Origin of the sequence: Cognatazoarcus halotolerans (genome assembly GCF_009800965.1) — a bacterium.
GTDB classification, from domain to species: domain Bacteria; phylum Pseudomonadota; class Gammaproteobacteria; order Burkholderiales; family Rhodocyclaceae; genus Cognatazoarcus; species Cognatazoarcus halotolerans.
The window spans coordinates 451888-469454 of record NZ_WUAF01000001.1; the positions used below are offsets into that span (position 1 = coordinate 451888).

At 64.5% G+C, this 17567-nt stretch carries 13 protein-coding genes; 3 read left to right on the forward strand and 10 right to left on the reverse strand.

All coding sequences use genetic code 11. The features are described 5' to 3' along the window. Position 1: 1 nt before the first annotated feature. The 3 genes from GQB03_RS02095 to GQB03_RS02105 are packed head-to-tail and all read right to left on the reverse strand — an operon-like array spanning position 2 to position 2279. Entirely contained in the window at positions 2–493 is a 492-nt protein-coding gene (locus tag GQB03_RS02095; RefSeq protein WP_159683535.1) for an LEA type 2 family protein, read from the reverse strand. Beyond that, entirely contained in the window at positions 490–1383 is an 894-nt protein-coding gene (locus tag GQB03_RS02100; RefSeq protein ID WP_159683538.1) for an NAD(P)-dependent oxidoreductase, read from the reverse strand. The genes GQB03_RS02095 and GQB03_RS02100 overlap by 4 nt, the downstream gene beginning before the upstream one ends. After that, positions 1380–2279: an NAD(P)-dependent oxidoreductase gene (locus tag GQB03_RS02105; protein ID WP_159683541.1), complete on the reverse strand. Its 900-nt coding sequence runs from the start codon at positions 2277–2279 to the stop codon at positions 1380–1382. Before GQB03_RS02105 ends, GQB03_RS02100 begins: the two co-directional genes overlap by 4 nt. Positions 2280–2384: 105 nt before the next feature. Between GQB03_RS02105 and GQB03_RS02110 the strand changes: the two genes are divergently transcribed. From GQB03_RS02110 to GQB03_RS02120, 3 genes are all read left to right on the forward strand, one after another. Next, the gene (locus tag GQB03_RS02110) at positions 2385–4160 is read left to right on the forward strand and encodes an ATP-binding protein (protein WP_159683544.1); all 1776 of its coding nucleotides are present in this window, start codon (positions 2385–2387) and stop codon (positions 4158–4160) included. Positions 4161–4232: 72 nt separating this feature from the next. Next, on the forward strand, positions 4233–5150 hold the full coding sequence (ybiB, locus tag GQB03_RS02115; protein ID WP_159684075.1) for a DNA-binding protein YbiB: 918 nt from the start codon (positions 4233–4235) through the stop codon (positions 5148–5150). Positions 5151–5216: 66 nt separating this feature from the next. Then, the gene (locus GQB03_RS02120; protein WP_159683547.1) at positions 5217–5717 is read left to right on the forward strand and encodes a disulfide bond formation protein B; all 501 of its coding nucleotides are present in this window, start codon (positions 5217–5219) and stop codon (positions 5715–5717) included. An 8-nt stretch (positions 5718–5725) separates the two neighbouring features. Here GQB03_RS02120 and GQB03_RS02125 read toward each other — a convergent pair whose 3' ends face one another. The 7 genes from GQB03_RS02125 to GQB03_RS02155 all read right to left on the reverse strand — a co-directional run bounded on the left by GQB03_RS02125 (position 5726) and on the right by GQB03_RS02155 (position 17511). Beyond that, entirely contained in the window at positions 5726–6037 is a 312-nt protein-coding gene (locus tag GQB03_RS02125; protein WP_159683550.1) for a PilZ domain-containing protein, read from the reverse strand. A 3-nt stretch (positions 6038–6040) separates the two neighbouring features. Next, positions 6041–7621 carry a SpoIIE family protein phosphatase gene (locus tag GQB03_RS02130; protein ID WP_159683553.1) on the reverse strand — a complete coding sequence of 527 codons (1581 nt, stop codon included), beginning with the start codon at positions 7619–7621 and terminating at the stop codon, positions 6041–6043. Positions 7622–7698: 77 nt separating this feature from the next. Further along, positions 7699–8601: an ATP-binding response regulator gene (locus GQB03_RS02135; protein ID WP_159683557.1), complete on the reverse strand. Its 903-nt coding sequence runs from the start codon at positions 8599–8601 to the stop codon at positions 7699–7701. Next, the gene (locus GQB03_RS02140) at positions 8586–12806 is read right to left on the reverse strand and encodes a PAS domain S-box protein (RefSeq protein WP_159683560.1); all 4221 of its coding nucleotides are present in this window, start codon (positions 12804–12806) and stop codon (positions 8586–8588) included. The genes GQB03_RS02135 and GQB03_RS02140 overlap by 16 nt, the downstream gene beginning before the upstream one ends. Before the next feature lie 99 nt (positions 12807–12905). Beyond that, on the reverse strand, positions 12906–13124 hold the full coding sequence (locus GQB03_RS02145; protein ID WP_159683563.1) for a YgaP family membrane protein: 219 nt from the start codon (positions 13122–13124) through the stop codon (positions 12906–12908). 74 nt (positions 13125–13198) lie between these two features. Further along, positions 13199–16447, reverse strand: a complete 3249-nt coding sequence (locus GQB03_RS02150) for an efflux RND transporter permease subunit (RefSeq protein ID WP_159683566.1) — start codon at positions 16445–16447, stop codon at positions 13199–13201. Positions 16448–16458: 11 nt separating this feature from the next. After that, positions 16459–17511 (reverse strand): efflux RND transporter periplasmic adaptor subunit, encoded by a 1053-nt coding sequence (locus tag GQB03_RS02155; protein ID WP_159683569.1) that lies wholly within the window; start codon positions 17509–17511, stop codon positions 16459–16461. Positions 17512–17567: the final 56 nt, after the last annotated feature.

The following is a 17567-nucleotide window of genomic DNA, read 5'->3' on the forward strand; positions in this document are numbered from 1 at the left end:
TTCAGAAGCGGCTGGTCGCACCCCCGCTCCCACGGGACGGATCGGGCAGGCTGACCTCGCCCTTGCGCTCGAAGGGCAACGAACCGAAACCACTCATCAACACCTTCCCGGACAGGCGATACGCGACACCCCGATGCTCTCCGAACGCGCCCAGCTGGCGCAGCGCATCGCCAAGCGACGTGACTGCGGTTACGTCGATCAGCGCTTCACCGAGCCCGGGAATCGTGACCGCTCTGTCGGAAACGCCATGGGCGAACTTCTTGCCGTTGAGTTCCACGTCGAAACTCATGCCGTCGATTGCCAGGGCCCGACGGTTCGGATTGACCACCCGCAGCACCAGTCCGATGCGTTGTTCGAACAGGCCACCGCCCTGCAGCGAGACGTCGGAGAGACTCACCTGCGGCGCCTCGAGACCAATCGGCACCGATGCACAGGCTGCGGCCAGCAGGCCTGCCACGGCGGCGGACAGCAGGGCGCGCCTGCGCGGGATCACATCCGCTCCTCACCGCTGTCCACCCCACCGCTTCGCTCGAGCACCCGCAGCAGGATGGAAGTGTCCTTGCGCCCCCACTCGTTGCTCATCAGCGCGTCGAGCTGCTGCCACACCTGCGCGGCAATCGGCAGCGGCGCGCCCAGGCGCATCGCTTCGTCCATGAGGATTCCGAAGTCCTTGTGATGAAGGCGCGCCTCTACACCACCCGAAAAGTCGCGGCGGACCATCTTCTCACCCCAGCCTTCCAGCGCTCTGGACCAGGCCGAACCACCCAGCAATGCCTCGCGGACCCGGGCCGGATCTACACCGCTGGCAGCGGCCAGCCGAAGCGCCTCGGCACAAGCCTGTTCCGCGGTAACGAAGATCATCTGATTGCAGGCCTTGGCGACCTGTCCCGCACCACTGGGCCCCACCCTGAGGATGGTCTTGCCCATCGCCTCGAGGACCGGCTTCACCTTTTCAAGCGCGCCCTCGTCTCCCCCGACCATGATGGCGAGCGTCCCGTTGACCGCACCGGCGACACCACCCGAGACAGGCGCATCGAGAAAGACCACGCCCTTTTCACTGCAGCGCGCCGCAAGCGCGCGCGCAGTGGTCGGCGCGATCGTGCTCATGTCCACGTGCACCGCCCCCGGACGCAACCCTGCGAGCAGGCCCTCCCCACCGAGCACCAAAGCTTCGACGTCACCGCTGCCGGTCACCATCGAGATCACGACATCGACGTCGGCCGCAAGCGCCGCCGGGGTCGGACGGAGCACGGCACCGGCCGCCTCGAGCGGTGCCGCACTCTGCGCACGTCGTGCCCATACGGCCACCGGAAACCCCGCGCGCAGAAGGTTTTCCGCCATCGGGCGCCCCATCGCGCCCAGTCCGACAAAACCGACTTTCATTGGCCTTCCTCCCGCATTTCGCTCGAACCGCTCATCGACTCGAACAGCTTCAACATCGCGACCGAATCCTCCTCACCCAAGCCGGAACCCAGCATCGCCGAGTACAGTTGCGCCGCGGCCGCGGCGGTCGGCAGCGGAACGTGCAGCGCATGGCCCTCGCTCAGCACGATGCGCATGTCCTTGAGGTGCATCCACGACTTGAAGCCGGGTGCGAAATCACGCGCCACCATTCGTTGTCCGTGATTTTCGAGAATCCGGCTGTTCGCCAGCCCACCCATCAACACCTGGCGAACCGCCGCAAGATCGACGCCGCTGCTGCGGGCAAAATTCAGGGCCTCCGCAAGCGAGGCCACACCAACACCGGTGATGACCTGGTTGCAGGCCTTGGCGACCTGCCCGGCACCGGGCTTTTCGTCGATATGGGTGATCTTCCCGCCCATCGCCTCGAACAGCGGCAAGGCCTTGCGAAAGGCGGCCTCAGGGCCACCGACCATGATGGTCAGGGTGCCGGCGATCGCCCCCGCCTCGCCGCCCGAAACAGGGGCATCGAGCATGCACACGCCACGTTCGGCGAGTCGTGCCGAGATCGACCTCGCCGCGCTCGGTGCGATGGTGCTCATGTCGATGAAGATCGCGTCGGGCCGCGCGCCATCGGCGACACCATCGCTGCCCAGCGCGACCTTCTCGACGTCCGGGGCGTCGGCCACCATGCTGATGACGATCTCGGACGAGGCGGCGACCTCGCGGGCATTCCGGCACGCGCTCGCACCAGCCTCGAGAAGCGGCTCGAGCGAGGCCTCGCGGCGGCTCCATACCCGCACGCGATGCCCGGCCCTGAGAAGGTTAAGCGCCATCGGACGGCCCATGAGTCCCAGTCCAATGAATCCGGTTTCCATGCTGGCTCCTGTTGAACGATCGATTTCAGATCCGGTGTTTCTCCCGAAGCTGCCCGGGCCGAAGCACCTAAAGTTGCTCAGATCCTAACCGATATCCGCTGAAGCATGGAAAACCCACCCGATCCGCGCCCGGACGTTCCGGAAGCCCTTCTGCAGCAGCGGATGCTTGCCCTGCACGCTCGCCTGGCAACCTCCGTTCTTCCGTTTTCGGCGGTCATCAGCAGCCTGATCTGGTTTTTCTATCGCAACGACATACAGCCATGGTGGACCTTGCCGACATGGTGGAGCCTCAACAACCTGGTGTCCTTGTGGCGGCTGCGGCAATTCAGACAGTACGCAGCCTCGCCAGAGCGGCGCAGCGTACGTGAATGGTCACGGCGATTCATCACCGGCGCCGCGTTGGCCGGCGGTATCTGGGGTGCCAGCGGTCTGCTGCTATACACGCCAGACAACATCGCCTTGCAAACCATCCTGCCGCTCATCCTGATGGGTGTCGCGGCTTCCGGCATGGTCAGCCTGACCAGCCTGCTGCCCGCGTATCTGTGGTTTTTCGGGCTGATGCTGCTGCCGAACGTCATCGCCTTCGCACTCAGGAACACGTTTACCGATCAACTCGTCGCTCTTGCGCTGGCCCTTTTCGTCGTTTCGCTGATCTTCAACGGAAAACGGGTCGCGGGTGTGAGTCGGGCGAATAACCTGCTCCAGTTGCAGCTTTCGCGAGCGCTCGAAGAGGCGAACAGCGCCCGCCACGCGGCCGAACAGGCCAGTGAAGCGAAGAGCCGCTTTCTCGCAACGATGAGTCACGAGATCCGCACCCCGATGAACGGCGTGCTCGGCATGTGCCAGCTGCTGACGCTCACACCGCTCGATTCAAGTCAGCGCGAATATCTCCGCACCCTCGAGAATTCAGGCCAGCATCTGCTGGGACTGATAGACGACGTGCTCGATTTTTCGCGCATCGAGGCCGGCCGCATGGAGCTCGACATCCAGGCATTCTCACCGCGTGAACTGCTCGAAGACCTCGCCACGCTGATGTTTCCGCGCGGCCGTGCAAAGGGACTCGACTGTCGCCTGGAGATCACGGGGGAACTTTCACCGACGCTGGCCGGCGACGCGGGCCGGATCCGGCAGGTACTGCTCAACCTGATCGGGAACGCGATCAAGTTCACTGGCAGCGGGAGCGTGACGCTCATCGCCAGCGAGACCGAAGGCGCGACACCCGGACTGCGGGTTCTGAAGCTCGTCGTCAACGACACCGGGATCGGCATTTCAGGTCAGGATCAGGATCGGATCTTCGATGCATTCACCCAGGCTGACAATTCTCATGCGCGACGCTTCGGCGGAAGCGGCCTCGGGCTGGCGATCGTACGTGAGCTGACCAGCCTGCTCGGCGGAACGATTCATGTCGACAGCGCACCCGGCAAAGGCAGCCGCTTCACGCTCGACCTGCCCTGCAGAAGCGCACCGGCCAATCGACGCGCACCGCCTCCGACTCCCACCCTCAGTGGCTGCGTACTGCTCGTCGAGGACAGCCTCACCAACCAGCTCGTCGCCAGCAATTGCCTGAACCGCCTGGGGCTGACATGCGAGGTCGCGGACAGTGGCGAGCAGGCACTCGAGATGCAATCGGACCGCTACCGCGCGGTACTCATGGACTGCGGTCTGCCCGGCATGGACGGATACGAAGTGACGCGCCGCTGGCGGGCGCGGGAGCAGGCGGACGGCACACCAGCGGTACCGATCATCGCGCTCACGGCCGACGTCGTGACCGGAACGCGCGAGCTCTGCCTCGCCGCCGGCATGAACGATTACCTCATCAAACCCTTCCGCTTCGACCAGCTTGCGGCCTGCCTGCACAATGCACTCGGCCGTGCAGTCTGAAGCGGCATGGCCACGCGCGAACGCAGCGAGATTGCGCTGCAGCAAGCGCCGGTATTGGCCATAATGCCGACCATGAACTACGCCCCCTATATCAAGGAACTCGGTCGCGGCGCCAAGGGTGCCCGCTCCTTGTCGACCGATCAGGCAGAAACACTGTTTGGTGACATGCTCGACGGCAAGGTCCCGCCGCTGGAGCTCGGTGCGATCCTCATCGCGCTGCGCATCAAGAGCGAATCCACCGAGGAGCTGATTGGTTTCAAGCGCGCGCTGGACAGCCGCACGCCTCGCCTCAGCATCCCTGACGGCCCCCGCTGCGTAATACTGCCCAGCTACAATGGCGCCCGCCGGCAACCCAACCTGATGCCCTTGCTGGCAATGATGCTGACGGAGCGCGGCATACCGGTAGCGATACAGGGGCGCCATGATTTCGAGTCGCGGATCAGCCCCTTCGATCTGCTGGCAGCGCTCGGGGTCGAACAGGCCCCGTCCCTCGAAGCGGCCAGCCGCACGATCGCCAGCGGCAAACCCGCATGTGTCGGTCTCGGACTGCTTTCTCCGGGCCTTGACGGACTGCTGGCCACCCGACTGACACTCGGTGTCCGCAGTGTCGGCCATACCATGGCGAAGCTGCTGGATCCGTGCCCCGGCCGAAGCGTACGTGTCGTGGCAGTCACGCACCCGGAATACCTCGAACGCATGGATGATTTTCTTGCCCACGACGGCGGCCGAGCCATGCTGCTGCGCGGCACCGAGGGCGAGGCCTACGCCAATCCGCGGCGCATGCCCAGGCTGGCCGGATACCGCGATGGCGAACGGCTGCTGCTGAACCCGGGCGACGAAGGCGGGGCGCCGCCGTTGCCTGACATGCCGGAGGGCATTTCGCCGGCTGCCAACGCCGCAACCATACGCGACATGCTGGCGGGCAAGATCCCCATCCCGACCCCCTTGTTGCGGCAAGCGGACGCACTCGGCGCACTGGCCCACGACTAAAGGCCTACCGGGAACCAGGGCCCGCAGATCCTGTCCATTGCCTCTCGAAAGCAGCCACCACGTCACATGATCGCCTCATTGCTCAAGCACCCGAGACACCCCTTCCTGCTGCTCTTTGCAACCTGCGTCGGCCTGCTCGGTTTCGGTCTTTACCTGCAGTATTACGGTGGCTATGAACCCTGCCCGATGTGCATCATGCAGCGCTACGCATTCGTCGCGGTCGCACTGATCGCGCTGATCGCCGGGCTCCACGGATCCGGTGGCGGCGCGCGGCGTGGCTACGGCCTTCTGTTGCTGGTCGCTGCGCTCGCGGGTGGCGGAGTGGCCGCGCGACAGAGCTGGATCCAGATTTATCCGCCCGCCGTTTCGGAATGCGGCCCCGGACTCGAATTCATGCTCGAGAGTTTCCCGCTCGCCGACGCGCTGCCGATGATCTTCCGCGGTGCAGGCGATTGCACCGAGCGGGCGTGGACCTTTCTCGGTCTGTCGATCGCGAACTGGTCACTCGTCTGCTTTGCGGTCATTGCACTGTTCGGCGTCCTGGTGGCCTTGCGCCGCCCGCGCTGAACCCCTGCTCATTCGAGCACCTCGACGATCTCGAGACCGATTTCGTACTGGCCCGACGAAAGCCGCTGGCAACGACGCACCGTCGCCCGCACCTGCAACGGCGGTCGTGCAATACCGCCTGGCGGTGACGCGACCTGCACTTTCAGGACTTCGCCTGCGCGCGGCACGTAGGCCGCCCGGACGGTCAGCCCGCCCACCGCAAGCTCGGTACAGACCGCTTCGAGCGGGTCGCCCCGTCCGTGCACGAACAGCCTCGCACCACAGCCCAGCGCCATGCGGCGATTGCGACGCCGCTCCGGATCAAGCTTCAGTCTGTCCATGCACTATCGATCCATAGGGTTTTTCGGATCGCCGTTGCGGGGCGTCGGCTCGCAGGCAAGCAGGAGCAGCGAGACATCGTCCTGGTTAGGAACACCTGCAAGATGCTGCGCCAGAGCGGTCCGGGTCGCGTCCAGACGTCCGGCGGGCCCCGCCCGGCCGAGCGCCTCGAGCAGGCGTGCCTCGCCGAACATTTCGCCCGCCGCGTTTGTCGCCTCGGTGAGGCCATCGGAGTACAGCACGATCTGCTGACCGGGTTTCGCCTCGAAGATCACCGGCTGCGACGCCAAGGGTGTGCTGGGCACGATGCCGAGCGGCAACTGCTGCGAGGCAAAGCGCCCGGCAACCGAACCATCCGGCGCCACAAGCAGCACTTCGGGAACACCACCGACCCAGACTTCCCCGGCGAGACCATCTTCTTCGAGGCAGACCAGACCCGCACCGACGAAGCGCCCGACCGGCAGAGCCGTCCGGAGCTGATCGTTCAGCTCCCTGATCATGTGCGCGAGGGGTACGTTGCTCGTCGCGAGACGGTAGAACAGCGAGAGTGCCGGCAGCACGCTGACCGCCGCGGCAAGACCATGCCCGGTGGCATCGGCGAGCATGGCATAGGTCCGGTTCTGATTCGAGCGCGCGACCAGCACCAGATCACCCGAAAAATGCTTGGCGGGCATGACCGCAAACCCAACTCTCGGATCTCGCAGCCATTCACTCCGAATCTGACGCTCCATGATAGAGCGGGCGAGGTCCTGCTCGACCTTCTGTTCGTCATGAAAACGCTGCAGACGGTCGGCGTTCTCGGCGAGCTGGCGCGTCACGCGCCGGCGTTCGGTCACATCCCGGGTCACCGCGATGAAGAGCCGGCGGTCAGCAAGCTTCATCTCGCTCACACCGATTTCGGCGACGAAGGTCCCGCCGCCTTTCCTGCGCGCGGTGAATTCCCGGATACGGCCGATCGAATGAGGCTCTCCGCCCGCCAGACAGGGCCGCACGATGTGGTCGAGCGCCGCCCCGTCAGGGTCGGCAAGCAGCATGTCGACCTTCTTGCCGACGAGCTCGACGCAGTCGTAACCGAACAACTGACAGGCCGCACGGTTGCTCGACTGGATGATGCCGTCCTCATCGACCGACATGACCCCGTCGATCACCGCGTTCGAAATTGCATTGACGCGCTCGAGCGCGTCGGAGACCGAACGCTGCATGGTCAGCAGGCGGATCATCGTGCGCATCTTCGCGGAGAACACGGCAAACGAAATCGGCTTGGTGAGATAGTCGTCGGCACCGCAATCGAGACCCGCAATGATGTCCTCTTCCGTGCTGAGCGCCGACAGGATGACCACCGGGACCCAGCGCGCGCCCTGCTTCTGGCGAATCAGCCGGGTCGCCTCGAATCCATCCATCACCGGCATCATCAGGTCCATGAGCACCAGATCGGGTTGCTCGTGCTCGAACACCTGGACCGCCTCGCGCCCGTCCCGCGCGGTGACGCACGAGAAGCCGAGTTTCCGCAAGAACGCGTCCATCATGTTGCGGTTGGCAGCGGTATCGTCCGCCACGAGGACCTTCAGACCGAGCTGTTGTGTCATTTCAAACCTGTTCGAGACCTGCGGCGCGGTACTGCGCCTGGGTGACAAAAACTCCCGATTGCATGAACGGAGGCCGATCAGGCGTCCGTCCTTACCCGTACTCTCCTGCCGCCGTCGAGATACTCGAGTTCGCTGAACGCGAGTTGCCGCGCGAGGGCGATACCCCGCCCGTTCGGGGCAAAGGCGCGCTCCGGAGCAAGCTCCAGAAAGCGCGGCCAGTCGAACCCCTCGCCCTCGTCGCAGACCTCGAATTCCCACCCCCCCTCAATGCGACGTACCGACAGCACCGCCCGCTTGGCTAGATTTTCCGGCAGGCCAAGGCGCCGCTCGACTTCCTCCTGCCAACCGTCCTGCTCCTTCAGACGCGTCTTTTCTTCGAAGGTGATACCCAGATTGCCGTGTTCGACGGCGTTGATCAGCAGTTCGGACAGCCCCATCGCGACCAGTTCGGTATTCGCACACATGCCGGCGATGACCACTGCCAGGTGCTGCGCCTCCTCGAGCGTGCGGAACTCGAAGCGCGCATTGACCACCAGGGCTAGCGACCCCGCATGATCGTTGAGCTGCTGCTGCAGGCGCGTACGCTGGTTTGCATCGTCGAGGGCGGCCCGCACGATGGTCAGCAAGGTTTCGAGCTCGAACGGCTTGGTCAGATAGTAATATGCCCCTGCCGCAATCCCTTCCCGCACCTGATCCGGCGAAGCGGCTGCGGTCTGCATGATTACCGGAAGATCGCGCAGCCGCGGCGTGTCCTTCATCCGCCGGAGCACCTCGAGCCCGTCCATTCCGGGCATCATCCGGTCAAGCAGGACGAGGTCGAATGATTCTCCGTCCGCAGTCAGGCGATCCCATGCCTGGCCGCCATCCTCCGCGACACTTATCCGGTAGGCCGGATCATCGAGGACCTCGGCCAGGATCTCGCGATTGAAGGGCTCGTCGTCAACGACGAGGATGTGCATTTGCTTCACAGGCAACCCCATTCAGCCGGCTCCGCGGTCCGGGGACGGGGTCCGCCCTGGGTATCCGCGGCCAGCGGCAACTCAACGATGAAATCCGCGCCACCGCCGGCATTGCATTCGGCATGGATGCGTCCTTTGTGGGCGTTTACGATCTCGGCACAGATCGACAGCCCGAGCCCCGTGCCGCCCGCACCGGAGGCGGTGGCGGTGCTCTGCACGAACTTGTCGAAGATCTTCTCCAGTTCTGCCGCCGGAATGCCGACGCCCGAGTCGGAAACAACGAGCCGCACGCCGGGCGTCGCACCGGAATCGGTGGTGCGACGCCCGGCCGGAATCCGGCATTCCGTGAGCGAAATCTCGATTCGCCCATGCTCCGGCGTAAACTTGATCGCGTTTGACAACAGGTTTCGAACGACCTGACCGATGCGTTTCGCATCAACGCGGGCGACCACGCCATCGGGCGGGCTCGAGACACCCACGGCCAGCCGTTTTACGTGCGCCAACCCGTCGAACTCGTGCACCGCCTCGTCGATCACGTTTCGCAGATTGCAGTCATCCAGGTACATCGTCATTCGCCCCGCTTCCAGCTTGGACAGGTCGAGCAGATCATTGAGCAGTTCGAGCAGACGGGCCCCGCTTCTCTTCACGCGGCCGAAATAATCCTTGAGACGCTCCGGCGGAACACCTCCGGCGCGATTCTCGCCGAGCTGAGCGTAACTGAGGATTGCGTGCAGCGGCGTCCTGAGCTCGTGCGACATGTTTGCAAGAAACATCGATTTCGCCTGGCTCGCGGCCTCCGCGACTTCCTTGGCATGCCGCAGGTCCCGCGTCTGCTCCTCCACCAGCTCCGACAGACGCTCGCCATGGCGCCGCAACTCGCCCTCCGCCATCTTGAGCACCGTCACGTCCACGCAGCTGCCGATGAACCCTTTCAACTGTCCGTCGGCATCGCGCGCCACCAGGCCGGTATCGAGAAGCCAGCGGTAGCTCCCGTCCGAACGCAGCAGCCGCAGCTCGGCGGAAAAGTCCTGACCCGAGGCAATCGCCGCCTTGCACGCGGACACGTAGGCCGCCCGATCGTCCGGGTGGATATGCTGTTGCCAACCGCTACCGAGCAGCGAAGCCAGTGAAGCCCCCACGAACTTGCACCACGTCCTGTTCAGATAGCTGCGCTCGCCATGTTCATCGGATACCCAGATGAGCACGGGGGCCGAATCCGCCATGCGTCGGAAACGCGCCTCGCTCTCGCGCAAGGCCGCCTCTGCGCGCTTGCGCTCCGAAATGTCGGTGGTGGTGCCGATCACACGTGTCACGGCACCGTTTTGATCGAAAGACACCGCCTTGCCACGACTCAGCACCCAGCGCCATGAACCGTCGGCGGCGCGCAGGCGGTATTCATTGACGTAACTGTCGGTCTTCCCGGTTTCGATCGCCGCGACACGATCACGGGTGCTGGCCAGATCGTCCGGATGGACCATTGCAAGCCAGTCGCGGCGGGACTGTCCCCGCTGGGTATCGGTCTCGTAGCCAAGCGTCGCATACCAGCGGGCGGAACGCACGACCTCGCGGGCGGGCAGACTCCAGTCCCAGACACCGTCCCCCGCGCCTTCGAGCGCAAATTGCCAGCGCAACTCGCTTTCGCGCAACGCGCGCTCAGCCCTCTTCCGGTCGGTGATGCGCCTTACGATGGTGATCACACCACCGCTGCGGACCGGCGTCGTGCGCGCTTCGTAGTCCTGGATTTCGCCGCGCTGGTCGCGGGCGGCATACTCGACGATCTGGGGGCCACCGCCAGCGACAGCCCTGGCGATCGACGCCCGATAGGCCTCGGCACGCTGCGGCGGCAACACCTCCTCGATCGTCCGGCCGAGGAAATGTTCGGTGTCGACCGTCAGTTCGGACGGATCCGCCGCATGCACATGGACGAATCGACCACACTCGTCCACCTGGACCAGGACATCCGGCAGTGCTGCAAGGATCGTCCGGTTGGCGGCATTCGCCGCCGCGAGGGCCCGGTCCGCGGCGTGCTCCCTCGATATGTCCTCGACGATGCACCATACGCCACCGACACCTCCAAGCTGGGAGACCCGGGCACCCGCGATGCGGACCGCCACGACTTCGCCGTCAAACCTTCGACACCGGGCCTCGAGCGGCCCGAAACGACCCTGCGTGAAGGCCTGCTCCCACATCGGTTCGAACACCTCGTCCTCCGTTGCAGGCAGAAGCTTGCGGAAATCAAGGAGCAGCAACTCTTCCTCGGCCCGCTTGATGATCCCTTCAAAGGCGCTGTTGCACTTTCGGATCAAACCCGCTTGATCGACCAGCACGAAACCAAGGGATGCATTGCGGAACAGCGCATCGAACTCCTCGAGGGACGCCCGCAATTCCAGCTCGGCATTGCGCAGCGACGTGATGTCATTGAGCACCGTCACGACCGCCGGTCTGTCGCTCACATCCAGGATCGGCACCTTGCGGACCATGAGGTGAACCTGGCGGGGCGGACGTCCGTCGAAAACGTCCTCTCGCGCGGTCGCCGATCGGTGCGCGAGAACCCACCGATCTTCGCGCTCCATCCTTGTGCCGAAGGAGTCACCCAATATCTCCGAAAGGGTTCGCCCGGTCGCCGCCGCGTGCTCGAGACCGAACAGACGTTCGGCAACCTGATTGAGCATGACCACGCGACAATCCGCATCCGTTACCAGAATGGCGTCCGGTACCACGTCCACAAGGTGAGAAAGGAAACTCTCGGTCCGGCGCAACCGCCGCTCGCCTTCGCGCAAATCGGTAATGTCGGACAATGAGCCGGCAATTCCCAGCATGGAGCCATCCGGCATGCGGTCTGCGCTGGCCCTGACACGCAGACACCTCGCCCCGCGCGACCCCGCGTCGAAATCGATCTCAACCTCGCACGGCACCGAATCCCGCACCAGAGCCCGGATGCTCGCCAGAAGCGCCCTACGATCAGCCTGACCAAGCAAGCGCAGCAGGCTGCGCAATCCCTCGCGGTCGTTCGCCACCCGCGGCTCGAGCAGCGCACTGCACTGCGCCGAGAGGAAGACGCTGGCGCCACCCACGCGCCATTCCCATACGCCCTCCGACGCTGCCTCCATCGCCAGCGCAAAACGCCGCTCGCTGGCAGCGAGATCGGTCGTGGCGTGCCTCGCACGTTCCGACGCGCACGCTTCCGCGACGCGCAGCTTGTACGACAGGAGCGCCAGCAGCAGGCTCAACAAGGTCCCGACAGCGAAAGCCACCCTGGCATCCGTTAGCGCCGCTTGCGATGGAGCGGGATGGAAGGCAAGTGCGAATGTGCGCCCACCGGCAGTCACGGATCGACCGAGCCCGGGCGCCACCGGCCAGCCCCGGGTTTCCTCGAAAATCGTCTGCATCTGCCCCGCAGCGCCGACGTCGGAGACCGAAATGCCGAGTGTCGCGGCGTGACGATCCGCGATCCCGAGAATCAGATCCGCGTAGCGGAATCCGACGAGCGTAAAGCCCCTGAGCTGGTCCGGCCCCCGTCCCTCTGGACGATCCGGAACCCGTAACAGCATCACCGCCGCGACCCGCCGCTCGCCGAGTTCGGTCTTGAGTACCAGCGGGCCTGACAATGTCGGCAGACCACTGCGAAGGGCTGCGTCGACCGCGGCGCGACGAACCGGCTCCGTGTAGAGATCGAAGCCGAGCACCCTGTTGTTCTCGGGCGTTGCAGGCTGGATGAAACGAATCGGGAAGTAACGCGACCGCTCACCGGCCGGAAACACGCGCACCGGATGTCCGGCAGGTCTATCGGGCATCGACTCGAATGCTGCCAGCTGATCTTTATCGACCTGCTGTATGAAGGCCACGCCCTGCACGACGGACCGCGCGGCAACCTGGGAGAGGGCGATGTGCAGATAGCTCTGCCAGTCACTCGTCGACACCCGATCGGAAGATCGCACAAAAGCGGCTGCACCGGTCAGCAGATGCGCAAGACTTTCAAAACGGTCCTTGAGCTCCTCGGCAACGAGGCGGGCTTCGTGACGCGTCGCCTCGAGTTCGCGGGCCTCGCTGGTCGCCCACAGTCGCTCGGCCACCGCAAAGACGAGCGCCATGCAGACCGCGAACACCACCAACGCAAGGATCAGCGGGGAACGTGGTACCAGACGGGCATCGTCCGACCCGACGCGATCGGCATCATACGGTGATTCCGGAGGGGGATCGGACGCGCTGCGTGCATGGTTCGGCATTCATGCCGTAACGGCATCGCCGGCTCATGACTTGAGGCCGTCGCGAGCGAAAGAACCCCGCCGCGCGCCCGCGCAGCGCGACGCAGTTATCGCCCGGACTCAGGCGCAGCCGACGGAATCCTTCACCCCGCATTTGCGCAGGATGTTTTCCAGCGGGCAGAAACGGGTGAACCCGCTCTGGAACAGGTTCAGTCCGACGAAGGCGGTGAACCACAGGAAATTCTTGCTGACGAACAACGGCGAGGCTTCCACGCCAAGCGCCAGCGAGATCAGCACGAAGGCGCCGGCGAAGATGCGGACGAACTGGTTTACGGTCATGGTCTTGCTCCTTTAGGTCGGGTTGGAGGCAGGGCCCGGGGCGGGCAACGGAATCGCCCCCCGGTCTGCCCCCCTCAATCGGGTGATGTGGAACGACGCGCGAACGCGGCGTAGTACAGCACCGGGATCACTACGAGTGTCAGCACGGTCGACACGAGGATGCCGAAGATCAGACTGATCGCCAGTCCGTTGAAGATCGGATCGTCAAGGATGAAGATCGCACCGATCATTGCCGCGAGCGCGGTCAGGCCGATCGGCTTGGCTCGTACCGCCGCGGCACGGATCACCGCCTCGGCAAAGGCGATACCTTCACCGACCTGATGGTTGATGAAGTCCACCAGCAGGATCGAGTTCCGCACGATGATGCCGGCAAGCGCGATCATGCCGATCATCGAGGTGGCGGTGAATTGCGCACCCAGCAGCGCGTGGCCGGGCATGACGCCAATGATGGTCAGCGGAATCGGCGCCATGATGATGAGCGGCACCAGGTAACTCCTGAACTGGGCAACCACCAGCAGGTAGATGAGGATCAACCCCACGCCGTAGGCAATGCCCATGTCACGGAAGGTATCGTAGGTAATCTGCCATTCGCCGTCCCACTTGATGCTGTAGCCCGCGTACGGGTCGACCGGCTGACGGATGAACCACTCGTCAAGCGTGCCGCCGAGGCGCTCGCCGACCAGCGGCAGATCCTTGAGCTTGTCGCGGATCGCGAACATGCCGTAGAGGGGTGAATCGAGCTTTCCGCCCATGTCCCCGGTGACATAGACCACCGGCAGCAGGTCTTTGCGGTAGAGGACCTGATCGCGGTTGGTCGGGCGCACTTCGACGAGCTCGGACACCGGCACCAGCTTTCCGTCACGAGCCCGTACCTTCAGCTTGAGCAGGGCGTCCACACCGGACTGGGCCCTTGCCGGCAACTGGATACGAACCGGAATTTCGTATTTGTTGTCGCCGCCATGGACCGGAGTGACGTCTTCGCCCGCGAGCCCGAGCCGCACGACTGAAACGATGTCGGCCTGGGATACGCCCATCAACGCGGCCTTGGCCTGGGAGACTTGCAGCACGACCTTGGGCGCCACCTCGTCGACCGTATCGTCGACCCCGAGGATGTCAGCGGTGCCCTCGAAGGCTTCGCGAACGGTCTTCGCAACGGCGATCTGGCCGGAATAGTCCGGTCCATAGACCTCGGCAACGATCGGCGACAGCACCGGCGGCCCCGGAGGGACCTCGACGACCTTGGCATTGCCTCCGCTGCGCCGGGCAATCGCCATCACCTCGTCACGTACCGCGATCGCGACCTCGTGGCTCTTGCGGTCGCGGTGATGTTTATCGACCAGGTTGACCTGAACGTCGCCCATCTCCGGGTTGCTGCGCAGGTAATACTGACGCACCAGCCCGTTGAAGTTGATCGGCGCAGCCGTACCGGCGTAGGTTTGGTAATCGGTTACTTCCGGAACCTCGGCGAGATAGTCGCCGATTTCGTGCAGGACCCTGTTGGTATCCTCCAGCGGCGTGCCCGGCGGCATGTCGAGGACCACCTGGAATTCCGACTTGTTGTCGAAGGGCAACATCTTCAGGACAACCAGCTCGACAGCGGCAAGCGACACCGAACCGGCAATCAATACCAGCACCACGGCCCACAGTCCGGCGCGCGCCCGGCCACCCCGCTGCGGGTCGAGCAACGGGCCCATGATGCGGCGAAAGAAGCCATCGAGCCTGCGGGTCAGCTTGTCCTCACCCTCGTGGTGATGCGCATCCGCCGATTTGAGCATTCTCTGGGCGAGCCACGGCGTTACCACGAATGCCACCGCCAGCGAGATGAACATGCCCATCGAAGAGTTGATCGGGATCGGGCTCATGTAGGGGCCCATCAGCCCGGTCACGAAGGCCATCGGCAACAATGCGGCGATCACCGTGAAGGTCGCCAGGATGGTCGGCCCGCCGACTTCGTCCACTGCCTTCGGAATCAGTTGCCAGAGCGGCTTCTGCGGCTCGAGCTGCTGCCAGCGGTGGATGTTCTCCACAACCACGATGGCATCGTCCACGAGTATCCCGATCGAGAAGATCAGCGCGAACAGGCTTACCCTGTTGAGGGTGAAGCCCCAGGCCCACGAGGCGAACAGCGTCGCGGCAAGGGTGAGCGTCACCGCCAGACCGACGATCACCGCCTCGCGCCAGCCCAGCGCCAGCAGGACCAGCAGGACCACCGCCGAGGTCGCAAAAACGAGCTTGCCGATGAGCTTCTGGGCCTTGTCATTTGCCGTGACACCGTAATTGCGGGTGACGGTGAACTCGACACCATCCGGAATCACCGCACCTTTGAGCGCGTTGGTACGGGCAAGAATCGCATCGGCCACGTCAGCCGCATTCACACCGGGTTTCTTGGAGATCTGCAGGGTCACCGCGGGGAAACGGCCGCTCGCGTCGATCCCGGCCTTGTCCGCAGCCGCGCCGGTGCCGAACCACACGTACTGGGTGGCCTGGTCCGGCCCGTCATCCACCGTGGCCACATCGGCCATGAACACCGGCTTGCCGTCGGCAACGCCGACGACAAGGCGCCGGACATCGTTCACCGACTCGATGTAGGTACCGGTCTGCACCAGCACCTCGCGGTTGCCGCGCACCAGGCTGCCGGCCGGCTGCGAGGCATTTGCGAGTTGCAAGGCGGCCTGCAGATCCTGGGCGGTGACGCCAAAGGCACTCATCCGCTCGGCATTCATCTGCACCCGCACCACATGGCCGGGACCACCGATGGTGCTCACGTCACGGGTGCCGGCAATGTGCTTCAGCTCGATCTCCGTCGCCCGAGCGACCTGCTGCAGATCGAAAGCCGAGCGCTGCGGATCCGGCGTCCACAAGGTCAGGCTGACGATCGGCACATCGTCGATGCCCTTGGGCTTGATGATCGGATCGCCGACTCCCAGCTGTGGACTTACCCAGTCGCGATTCGAGTTGATGGTGTCATAGAGTCGCACCAGCGCTGTCTGGTTGGGCACCCCGACTTCGAACTGCACGGTGATGACCGACATACCGGGTCGCGACACCGAATACACGTGCTCTACGCCCGCCATGCGCGAGAGCACCTGCTCCGCAGGGGTCGACACCAGCGATTCAACGTCTCTTGCGGATGCGCCGGGGAACGGGATGAACACGTTCGCCATGGTCACGTCGATCTGCGGCTCTTCCTCGCGCGGTGTCACGAGGGTCGCGAACACGCCCATCAAGAAGAGCACGAGGGCGAGCAACGGGGTCAGTGCATTGCGCTGAAAGGCCGAAGCGATGCTGCCGGAGATACCGAGACGCGAGGCTGATTCGGACATGTCGCCTCCGTTCAGTTTCCGGCCGCGGATCTGACCGCGATGCCCGCGCGCACCGGATCCAGCGCCACATCCTCACTACCCGCGAGCCCCGCCAGCACTTCGACACGGCCCTCGCCGATGGTTTCGCCGAGACGTACCTGCCGCATCCGGAATCCGCCTTTGCCATCGCTTACATATACCGCGGTCACCTCGCCCCGTCGCAGTACCGCGGCCACGGGCACGGTCAGTCGGGGAACCTGACCACTCAGGAAATGCACGCGTGCGAACATGCCCGGCACAATGCCCGGCACATTGGCCGGCAGCTGGACACGGGCCCGTACGGTATGGGTTCGCGGGTCTGCCGCAGGCAACAGCGTGACCGACGAAGCATCCACCCAGCGGCCCTCGGCCGGAAATTCCACACGAGCCTGCAGCGGGGCCCGGCGAAGCTCATCCAGCTTGTACTGGGGCAGGTCTGCCACCGCGCGCATTGAACCTGGCGTATAGATCGCGACCAGCGCCCGCCCGGGCTGGGCCATTTCGCCCTGCTCGATAAGACGTTCCGAGACGACTCCGGAAATCGGCGCGGTAACGGTGGCAAAGCCTCTGCTGGTCGTTGCCTGGGCGCGCCCCGCCACAGCCGCCCTGAGCTGCGCTTCGGCAGCCCGCCAGGCCGCCTCGGATTGGTCGAGCGCCGACCTGGAAATGAAATTTCGCGCAACGAGACTGCGACTTCGGTCGTAAGCGGCACGGGCGTTGGACAAATTCGCCTGCGCCTGAGCCACCTGGGCGTCGGCGGCAGCAACCGCCTGATCTGCTTCTGATGCGTCGATCCTCATCAGGACGTCGCCGCGCTTGACGTGGCTTCCGGCGTCAACCCTGACGTCGATCACCCGGCCCTGCACCTGGGCGGCGACGGTCGATGCATCCAGCGCTTCGATGAATGCCTCCGCCGGGTAGCTCGACGCGACAGGGCCGGATTCGACTCGGGCAATCCCGACCGCCGGCTCCGCGGCGGCTGCGATGCCCGTCGCCAGTCCGATCGTGAGAATCAGCGAGGACAGGGTAGGTGAAATGATCTTCATGAATATTAGTATATGCTTATACTATTGAAAGTCAATCACGCTCGGAGGAAACCTGC